The sequence below is a fragment of the Streptomyces olivaceoviridis genome (assembly GCF_014650115.1).
GTDB lineage: Bacteria > Actinomycetota > Actinomycetes > Streptomycetales > Streptomycetaceae > Streptomyces > Streptomyces olivaceoviridis.
In genome coordinates this window covers 1-753 of sequence record NZ_BMUI01000118.1, presented here as the reverse complement: position 1 = coordinate 753, position 753 = coordinate 1, and the positions used below count along the sequence as shown (strand labels likewise).

Here is a 753-nt window from a genome sequence, read left to right as displayed (position 1 = left end):
AGTTGGATTGTTCCGGACGGGCTGTGGGAGATCGCGAAGCCGTTGATCCCGCCGTCGAAGGTGCGGCCACAGGGCGGCGGAACGCAGGACACGCCTGATGAGACGCTGTTCGCTGCGATCATCTACGTGCTGGTCAGCGGTTGTGCCTGGCGTGCTCTGCCGCCGTGTTTCGAGATATCGAAGTCGACCGCCCACCGCCGGTTCCTGATCTGGTCGCGGGCCGGGGTCTGGGGCCGGCTGCACGAAGCGGTCCTGCACCGGCTCGACGACGCAGGGCTTATCGACGTCTCCCGCGTGGTCCTCGACTCCGCCCACGTGCGCGCTAAAAGGGGGGCGAACACACAGGTCCGAGCCCCGTGGACCGGGGTAAGCAGGGTTCCAAGATACACATCCTGTCGGACGCGAACGGACTGCCCCTGGTCGTCGGCGTCTCCGCCGCGAACGTCCACGACAGCGAGGGCCTGAAGCCTATGGTGGCCGGTCACCAAACGAGACACGACCCCCACCGCGGCCGCCACTTCAAGCCCCAACGACTCCACGCGGACAAGGCGTACGACGTGCCTCACCTGCGGAAATGGTTACGCGGCAAGCGCATCGGCGTACGCATCGCCCGCAAAGGCATCGAGTCCAGCGAACGATTGGGCCGCCGCAGGTGGGTGATCGAGCGGACCATCTCCTGGCTGTCCGGCTACCGCCGACTCAGCCCCCGCTACGAACGCAACCCCCGGAACTACCTGGCCTTTCTCGGCCTCG

At 66.7% G+C, this 753-nt stretch carries 1 protein-coding gene; it reads left to right on the top strand.

Translation table 11 applies throughout. The annotated features are described in order from the left end of the window. A protein-coding gene (locus IE273_RS43160; protein WP_189820559.1) for an IS5 family transposase occupies positions 1–753 on the top strand; the annotation gives its coding sequence in 2 pieces (ribosomal slippage) (positions 1–325 and positions 325–753; 754 coding nt annotated over the 2 pieces). This gene is flagged as partial in the annotation.